We start from the raw sequence: 8,544 nt of genomic DNA on the forward strand, positions 1-8,544 counted from the left end.
GCCTTCAAATCGAAGAATAAGAGACTATATGTCCGCGAGCATAGCATCGATTTGTGTCCTAAACCATTCTTCGCTTCGTAAATACTACCATTCATAAAACGTACCCTTCTAACCAGGCCATGTTTCCGTTCATCTCAATAAAAGCAAAGGTGGCCGTGGAACGACGAGACTCCCGCCGGAGAAAGAGGTAGGCGAGACCCCGGAAAGCCCCGGTCTTGGGCTTGAGGAGGCTTGCCAGCTCGCCGGCAGGACGCGAGTTGTTCCACGGCCACCTTTATTCTTACTAAAACAACGGAAACATCTCTCTTCCACATAATATCTCGTATCCAAGTCTTCAACATAATGGTGCTTATATGGAAGAATATAAAACTATTTCATTATTATATCAACAACAAACTGTAACATAGCCATATCTTAAAGAATTTATTAAGACTTCGTATGTATATAACTTAGAACATGCTCCTTATCAACTAAAGGATTAGATAAATTTCTAGATTGAAGATGGATCAATATCATTACAACGCATAGTGACTTCGAACAAAACCATATCGAGCTATAGCATATAGTTCGTTAAGCATAGGCTTTGAGCTTTGAAAAATAAGCGTCGTACCGTTTCTAACCCATTTTCAATCTAAAAGTACTCCCTAGAAGTTTATGATCATTTTTCTAAATATACTTTTATTCCATGGTTAAAGTTGATTTTAGAATATAGGGTTACACCTATTCAAAAAAAGGAAAATATTTTATAGTTGTATAAGTTGAAACCTTTTTACTACATAAACGACTAATCAGTGAACGGGAGGTTCATGAATGAAGGCGGTTTTTCAAGAACTCTATGAAAAATACCATCAAGATTTATATCAATTTCTATTCTATATGGTGAAAAATCGTGAGCAAGCCGAAGATCTCGTTCAAGAGGTATATATAAAAGTCATGAACTCCTATGATCGATTTAAAGGAGAAAGTAGCGAAAAAACATGGTTATTTTCGATTGCGAGACATGTGGCTATTGACTATTTTCGCAGGCAAAAAAGGAAGCGAAATAAGATATTAGAGTTTTTTGACTGGGGAGAAAGTGGGCATCTGATTGAAGATGATCACCCTATACCCGAGGACATTGCAGTGCAGAACGAAGAAATCCAAAAAATGTATCGATGTTTGGATAAATGCTCGGTTGATCAAAGAAGTGTGTTAATTCTTAGGTATATACAGTCCATGTCCATTCAAGAAACAGCAGATGTATTAGGCATGAGTGTAAGTAAAGTAAAAACAACCCAACATAGAGGCATGAAAGTTCTTCAGCAACTAATGGAAGAAGAAGCTCGAAGGGAGGGGGACAATCGTGAAGCAAGATAAACAATATAATGAAGAAGAATTACAAAACCTCCTAAAGCAAATGCCGGAAGTTCAAGATACTCAAACACCCGAACAACTTTATGATTCCATATCTTCACAGTTGGATAACAATCCCGAACCTCCTCCTTTTTATAAACGGGCTTGGTTTCCTACAGCAGCTATATCTTTTGCAATATTGATGATTGTAGTTGTTGGTTTAACCATGATGGATAATCAAGGCTCAGAAATGGCTGATGAGAATAAAACGAATGAGAGTAATGAGTCCTCTTCTAATGAGGAAGGTAGACAATCAAATCAAAATAGTGGGGATTCCAGTAATTCTCAATCTCAATCTACAGAGGAAAGCGCTGAAGGAGATTTATCTAGAGATAATGACTCTACACAGAACGAAAACAAGCAATCTAGTGAGCCTGTTGAAGATAACAGAACATCTAATGAAGGCTCTGAATCTAGTGAGGATCAAAGTCAACCTGAAGCATCTCAAAACTCAAATTCTGTTGAGGACCAAACAGGTTCATCCGAGGATTCATCGAATGAAAGTAAAAATTCAGATACAAAACAAGAACAATCGCAACAAAGTCAAAGTGATGATGAGGACTTGATTACTCAAAAAGATAAAGACACAGCAAATAAAGATAATCAAGATAAAAAAGACAATACAAACTCTGCTCAGTCCAATAGGGATGAAGCTACTTCTGAAACCGAACAAAATAAAACAAACCAAGATGAAAAAACAACCTCAGATAGTGCTGCAGAGGGAAGTGCAGAGTCCGCTAAAGAAGATAAACCCACTTCTAAAGAGGAAGGGGATAAAGAAGGACCAAAACCTTCACCAGATGAACAACAAAGTGGCCCTAATATTGCTACATCTGAGAATGAGAGCAATAATCATTCGTTTAACAGTATAACAGGGCCTTCTACAGCTGCAACAAGTAATGCTGCAACCGTTAAGAAAAGCGAGCAATTTGCAACTGTAGGCTTACCTACAAAGTCCGGTAAAGGTATAATCCCAGTTTCTTTTACAGCACCAAAGAAATGGGGTAGCCTAGAAGCTATGTACAATCAAGTTGGACACTCTATTCATGAAGAAAAGTGGGGATTAGGAACGTATTTCTTCGATGATGTTACATTTAAATTTGAGAATAATACAGTTATCGCATCATTTCCAAAAAATTATAAAGCGCCAAAGGATGCCCAAAAAGAGCAGCTTATCTTACAATCATTAAAAATCATGTTTAGAGATCATTCCTTTAAGACAATCCAACTTAAACAGGGACAACAGCGTGGTGTATCATTTAAGCATGCAGGAAAGCTATCTGCAATAAACATTGATTCAAGCCCGAAGATGGCTTACGTGCCGTATAATGGGGGAGAGAATAAACCAACGTTCTTAAAGTCTGTATATATGGATGACAGTTCATCCATTGAACAAGCGTTACAACGTGTGAAGCAGCAACATGAGCGTCAAGGTCTGTTATCGAGAATAATGGAATTTGCATCCATTACAACTAAGGATAATCGATTAGAACTTACAATAGGTAGTAATACCAAATTAGGAGATGAGGGTAATTCTACTATTATGATTGAGGCTATATTAATGACAGCCAAATCTTATGGTTATGATTCTGTTTATTTTAAGGGTGCAAAAGTTTCTAGTATAGGAATTTATTCGTTATCTGACCCAATTCAAATACCAACGATTGTAAATCCTAAAAAATATCAATTACCGAACCGAGAAAATACGCAAAATAAATAATTAAAAAAACCCTATAGCCATTCATTTGGCTATAGGGTTTCTATTATTAATTGTTTTCTTGGTAACGAGTAAGACAATCTTCAATAAGTTTGTTAGCGGCTTCTACGCCTTCCCATTCACCTATTTCCGTTTTCTTACCTTGTAGATCCTTGTATGTTTTGAAGAAATGAGAAATTTCCTCAAGCTTATGCTGTGGTACGTCATCTAGTGTGTGTACGTCCTTGAAGCGTGGATCTTCTGTAGGGACAGCTAGTAGCTTTTGATCCTCTTCGCCATCGTCAATCATGTTTAAGAAGCCAATTACACGGGACTCAATAACACACCCTGGGAAAGTTGGGTTTGTTACAAGTACTAGTGCATCAAGTGGGTCATCGTCTAACGCTAAAGTATCGTCAATATAACCATACTCTGCAGGATAGAATTGAGAAGAGAAAAGGACACGATCTAGTTTAAATACACCTTTTTCCTTATCAAATTCGTATTTGTTTTGACTTCCTGTTGGAATTTCAATGAATACATCAAGAACTTTATTTTCAGCCATGATTGTTCCTCCTTTTAATACCAATGTATGTATAGGGTTTCGATTAGATATTATATCAATATTTAGGTAGGAAGGAAAGCAGTAGCCATGTTAAAATATTTGTATCGATGTCAGAGTAGGAATGGTGAGAAATGGATCAACATGCTTTAATAAAACAGCTATCATCCAAAATCAAGCTAGTAAGAGTCGAAAAGGGATACACACAAGATCGGATGGCTATTATATTAGGTATTTCTAAAAAAACACTTGTTCAAATAGAAAAAGGACGCATTGAAGCAGGGTGGACTACAATAGTTGCTATGTGTGCCTTGTTCAGGGATAGTGAAGTCATTCAACATAGTCTAGGAGCAGATCCTATTGAAGTGTTAGAGACAATAGCTCATCATCATGTAAATCGACCGAAGCAACGAACAATGGGTGGGAAAGTGTGGTGGACCCCCATTATCGAAAAAGATGGCTATATGGTCCAGCAAAACGTAATTAGTCAACATTATCGTATCATTGATGAGCAGAACTATCGCTATTTTAGCACATTCGATAAAGAGGAAGCGGAAGAAAAGTTAAAAGAGCTTATGCTATCATCTTCTTAAGAGTATGTGACATAAAGAAAATCCCTCCACTTTAGTTGTGAAGGGATTTAATAATCTTATTCATATTTCAATGGATCGCCATTAAATGGTTCATCAGCTACTTTAATGGAGTCAGTAGGACAACCTTCAAAAGCGTCTTCCAAATCTTCTTCTAATTCTTCTGGAATTTCTGCAGTACCTTTGTTGTCATCTAAAATTACGTATGCAATACCTTCATCATCATAATCATAAATGTCTGGTGCTGCTGCTCCACAAGCTCCACATGCAATGCACGTTTCTTTATCAACAATTGTATATTTAGCCATGTGTATTACCTCCTAAAAATAATGACCATCTACATGATCTTTTACTATCATATATAAGTATCCTAAGTTGGAAACATTCGCCTCATTCTTATTGTAAAGCTACATTCTTAACATTTCAACATCAAAGACACATCCTAGAAGTGTTGTAATATGGGCATTTAAACACAATTCAATATCTAATAAAAAGTGAGGTTATTAGGCATGTTTCAAACATTAGTACTTCATTGTGTACATCAATATAAAGGTGAACGTAGCCTATCAGCGATACTTCATATGCTCACAGGAAAAAAATCCTCTCAAACCTTTCAAGATGTCCATGCATATGGACTTACACCTTTTTTTGGTATTTACCGATCTCTTCAGAGAAAGGATTTAGAGGAAACTGCAATAACTCTCCAACAAAATGGTTACTTGAAACAATATGATAACGGAAATCCGTTTCTTACCGAAAAAGGACAAGTGATACTGAGACAAAAATGGAATGACTTCCCTTTTTCCTTCTTAAATGGCATGCATTTTCATTACATGGATCAGACTTACTGGTCTCGTTTGTTATTATTCGTTCAAACCGCATCGAATATCGCCATGGGAGAGCATCAATTTATTCCAGTTCTTGACCAGAAAGAAATCATCACCTGGGTTAAACAAAAATACCAAAAGGAGTATAATCAGTTACCTTCCCATCTAAAGGAATTATATGATGAACTGAGTGATATTCTTACACAAATTCCTTCTCAATTAGCTGAAATGATTGTTTACAGGATGACTGGTTATCATCGTTACGGTTTCAGTAAAGAACAACTTGCATTAAAGTATGATATCTCTATACACGATGTTACAATCTGTCTGAGTGCTGGGATTCACTTTCAGCTCTCAACTATTGTCTCTAACCCTACAAGGTTTCCGGTGTTATTTTCGTATTGTAAGGATTGTATAGATGATATTCCATTAACCCAATCTGCCAAAAAGACCAAAGAATGGCTGGATAAGGGATTTACTATCGAACAAATTTGTCGGATACGGAATCTAAAAGAAAGTACGATTCAAGATCATATTGTAGAGTTTGCCTTAGTCGATCCTACTTTTTCGCTTCATGATTTTGTTTCAATAGAAACCGCACAGGACATTTCCCATATGGCCGAAATGCTAAACACCAATAGACTAAAAGCTATTAAGCAATCCCTTCAAGATAAATACACCTATTTTCAAATAAGAGTGGTGTTAGCAACCGTTCAAAAAGGAGGATCATCTTCATGAAGCCTCAAACATATGAATCATTGCTGGAACAACATTTTGGATATTCTACCTTTCGTGAAGGACAGAAGGAAATAATACATGATGTGTTAGATGGGAATGATGTGTTAGGTATTTTGCCAACAGGAACAGGGAAATCACTCTGTTATCAATTTCCAGCAGTGTTGATGGAGGGCACTGTATTAATTATTTCTCCACTTATATCACTAATGATTGATCAAGTTAAACAACTGAAACAACAAGGATATAAAAAAGTTACAGCAATAAATTCTTTCTTGAATGTTGAACAAAAAAGAGAAATATTCCGTAACCTAGACTCTTATAAATTAATCTACTGCTCGCCAGAGATGTTACAAAACCCTCAATTTTTAGGAGAGCTTTCGAATAAAGTAAACGTATCGTTATTTGTCGTGGATGAAGCACACTGTATCTCACAATGGGGTCATGAATTCCGTCCGGATTATCTAAAACTTGATGACACATTACAACAGCTTGGAAATCCAACACTACTTGCCTTGAGTGCTACTGCTCCTAAGAATGTTCAAGATGACATTATGGAACAGCTTGGAAGAACACATATGAAAAAACACATATACCCTATGGATCGGGAGAATATTGCTTTTTCTGTTGAACATGTATCACATATGAGTGAAAAAATTGAGCGTATGAAAGAAATCTTAACCTCTCATCCAGTACCTACTATGGTTTATTTCTCCAGTCGTCAGTGGTCAGAAAAAGCTGCATATGAATTATCACAATCTCTACAACACTTACGAATAGCTTTTTACCATGGAGGAATGGATCAAGAGGATAGACTATTAATACAACAGCAGTTTATGAATGATCAACTCGATGTTATATGTTGTACTAGTGCGTTTGGAATGGGAGTAAACAAATCTAACATTCGTCTTGTTATTCATGCTCATTTACCGTCTCAATTAGAGTCCTTCATCCAAGAAGTAGGTCGTGCTGGTCGAGATGGCAAACAAAGTGTAAGTTTAACCTTTTATTCTCCAGGAGACAGTGAGATCCCTAAAGCTTTTATTGAAGGGGAATTGCCCAATGAAGAAATCTTACATAGTACCATTACCTTTCTCTATCAATGGGGACATTTGAAAGGCAATCATGTTAAATCTGATGAAGAGATGGAATCGATGCTGGAGATAGGTGAAATTCACTGGCGATTTTTGCGCTATCAATTTGAAAAGCATGGTATGATAGAACAGACAAACATCATATATGATAAAAATAGGTGGAAACATGCCTATGAAGAAATAAAACGTTTTATCCAAGAACGCACCAACATTAAGCATAGAAAATTAGACGAATTAGTACACTGGCTTCATCAAGAAGACTGTCTAAGGAAGAGCCTTTATCAACCTTTTCAGCATTCGTTAAAGAGCCCTACAGGATTTTGTTGTGACCGTTGCGATTTCCAGTTTAATCGTTGGGAAGTAGATAAAAGACAATATGTTAAGCAAGTATCAAGTTGGATGGAAGAATTAAAACAGATATGTTTACAAGGGGAACCTTATGAAATGGACAAACCAGGCAGAACTAATTAAACAATTAACGGATCGCCAACTAGTGAACCAAGTGTATCTCACTCAATTAATCCTCCTCATACTCACTTTAGGTGGCAGTTTTTTTCTTTTTGATTCCATGGAAGAGATCGCAAAGCTGTTTAGTTGGAATACACAAGAAATTATTCGTTATGGAGTATCAGCTGGGGGAATAGTGCTATTAATTGATATAATATTGATGGCATTGTTACCAGCACGTTTCTATGATGACGGTGGAATTAATAAGCGTGTGTTTCGCTCTATATCCGTTTTAGAGATTTTTGTCATCGCTTTAGTGGTAGCTTTAGCAGAAGAATTCCTTTTTAGAGGGGTCATTCATACACATTTTGGCTATTTAACGGCAAGTGTCTTGTTTGCACTTATGCATGTGAGATATTTAAAGAAACCAGTGTTGCTGATTTCTGTATTATTCATTAGTTTTTACTTTGGATGGATGTATGAGATGACTCAAAATTTATGGGTTACTATCGTTGCACATTTTATGGTCGATTTCGTTTTAGGGGTTATGATTCGTTTGAAACTGATGAGGTGATAAAGATGTCCAATGCAATCGAGCAACACAATGAAGATCAAGCTCACGGGCTAAGACAACTTACAATGGAACAACAAGCTAGCGAAGAAGAGGCTCAAGATATTGATGTCTTGAATTTACCTCCTCGTAGCTCTATACATAATGAAAAATCTACTAAGACCAAATGGAAATTACAATATCCATTGATTCGTTTGCTTATGGTACTGTTGGTTTTGATTGTGCTATCCATAGTCATTTTTAGGTTATGGAACAATCTAAACATAGGTCCTGTAAACCAAGGACAAATGGATACTTCATTTGCATTCTTTGGTGCTAGGCTAAAATAGAGAGTCTTCAATATAAGAGGCATAATTATGAAGACTTGAATTCGAGATATTATTGGGGAGGTAGTGGGCCCGATACATAAAAAGGGTTAGGGATGGGTGGGAAACGGCTCGCGTCCTGCGGGCGAGCTGGCAAGCTACCTTCGGGGAAATGCACCCTCAGGGGATCTCGCCGACCTCTTTCTCCCGCGGGAGTCTCCCCGTTTCCCGCCCATCCCTGCTGAAATGTTACGATCGGACTCTCGAAAATACGTGGGACATCCTCTAACGGACATATATGCTCTTATTTACTGTAAAAACCCTA

9 protein-coding genes are annotated in these 8,544 nt (G+C 37.0%); 7 read left to right on the forward strand and 2 right to left on the reverse strand.

Annotation, left to right across the window (positions count from 1 at the left end; translation table 11 throughout):
• Window positions 1–810: 810 nt before the first annotated feature.
• Window positions 811–1,356, forward strand: coding sequence for an RNA polymerase sigma factor SigX (sigX, locus tag N782_RS19825; protein ID WP_036824548.1), 546 nt, complete (start codon window positions 811–813; stop codon window positions 1,354–1,356).
• Window positions 1,343–3,112: a hypothetical protein gene (locus N782_RS19830; RefSeq protein WP_036824550.1), complete on the forward strand. Its 1,770-nt coding sequence runs from the start codon at window positions 1,343–1,345 to the stop codon at window positions 3,110–3,112. Before sigX ends, N782_RS19830 begins: the two co-directional genes overlap by 14 nt.
• Before the next feature lie 46 nt (window positions 3,113–3,158).
• Here the strand turns inward: N782_RS19830 and N782_RS19835 are convergent, their stop codons facing one another.
• Window positions 3,159–3,656 (reverse strand): inorganic diphosphatase, encoded by a 498-nt coding sequence (locus N782_RS19835; protein WP_152600821.1) that lies wholly within the window; start codon window positions 3,654–3,656, stop codon window positions 3,159–3,161.
• 128 nt (window positions 3,657–3,784) lie between these two features.
• Here N782_RS19835 and N782_RS19840 point away from each other — a divergent pair, with 128 nt between their 5' ends.
• Window positions 3,785–4,243, forward strand: coding sequence for a helix-turn-helix transcriptional regulator (locus N782_RS19840; RefSeq protein WP_036824556.1), 459 nt, complete (start codon window positions 3,785–3,787; stop codon window positions 4,241–4,243).
• Window positions 4,244–4,299: 56 nt separating this feature from the next.
• On the opposite strand, the gene N782_RS19845 is transcribed toward N782_RS19840, so the two are convergent.
• The gene (locus N782_RS19845) at window positions 4,300–4,548 is read right to left on the reverse strand and encodes a ferredoxin (protein WP_036824558.1); all 249 of its coding nucleotides are present in this window, start codon (window positions 4,546–4,548) and stop codon (window positions 4,300–4,302) included.
• Window positions 4,549–4,749: 201 nt separating this feature from the next.
• On the opposite strand from N782_RS19845, the gene N782_RS19850 reads away from it, so the two are divergent.
• The 4 genes from N782_RS19850 to N782_RS19865 are packed head-to-tail and all read left to right on the forward strand — an operon-like array spanning window position 4,750 to window position 8,243.
• Entirely contained in the window at window positions 4,750–5,805 is a 1,056-nt protein-coding gene (locus tag N782_RS19850) for a YpbB family protein (protein ID WP_036824562.1), read from the forward strand.
• Entirely contained in the window at window positions 5,802–7,367 is a 1,566-nt protein-coding gene (locus N782_RS19855; protein WP_036824564.1) for a RecQ family ATP-dependent DNA helicase, read from the forward strand. The genes N782_RS19850 and N782_RS19855 overlap by 4 nt, the downstream gene beginning before the upstream one ends.
• Window positions 7,336–7,917: a CPBP family intramembrane glutamic endopeptidase gene (locus tag N782_RS19860; protein ID WP_036824566.1), complete on the forward strand. Its 582-nt coding sequence runs from the start codon at window positions 7,336–7,338 to the stop codon at window positions 7,915–7,917. The genes N782_RS19855 and N782_RS19860 overlap by 32 nt, the downstream gene beginning before the upstream one ends.
• A gap of 5 nt (window positions 7,918–7,922) precedes the next feature.
• Window positions 7,923–8,243, forward strand: a complete 321-nt coding sequence (locus N782_RS19865; RefSeq protein WP_052111466.1) for a hypothetical protein — start codon at window positions 7,923–7,925, stop codon at window positions 8,241–8,243.
• Window positions 8,244–8,544 lie beyond the last annotated feature (301 nt).

Origin of the sequence: Pontibacillus yanchengensis Y32, from assembly GCF_000770635.1 — a bacterium.
In the GTDB taxonomy this organism is placed as follows: domain Bacteria; phylum Bacillota; class Bacilli; order Bacillales; family BH030062; genus Pontibacillus; species Pontibacillus yanchengensis.

Excerpts from the sequence above, each read along its gene's own strand:
- N782_RS19840 (WP_036824556.1), top strand. The coding sequence starts at position 3,785 with ATGGATCAACATGCTTTAATAAAACAGCTATCATCCAAAATCAAGCTA.
- N782_RS19865 (WP_052111466.1), top strand. The coding sequence starts at position 7,923 with ATGTCCAATGCAATCGAGCAACACAATGAAGATCAAGCTCACGGGCTA.
- N782_RS19850 (WP_036824562.1), top strand. The coding sequence starts at position 4,750 with ATGTTTCAAACATTAGTACTTCATTGTGTACATCAATATAAAGGTGAA.
- sigX (WP_036824548.1), top strand. The coding sequence starts at position 811 with ATGAAGGCGGTTTTTCAAGAACTCTATGAAAAATACCATCAAGATTTA.
- N782_RS19855 (WP_036824564.1), top strand. The coding sequence starts at position 5,802 with ATGAAGCCTCAAACATATGAATCATTGCTGGAACAACATTTTGGATAT.
- N782_RS19845 (WP_036824558.1), bottom strand. The coding sequence starts at position 4,548 with ATGGCTAAATATACAATTGTTGATAAAGAAACGTGCATTGCATGTGGA.
- N782_RS19860 (WP_036824566.1), top strand. The coding sequence starts at position 7,336 with ATGAAATGGACAAACCAGGCAGAACTAATTAAACAATTAACGGATCGC.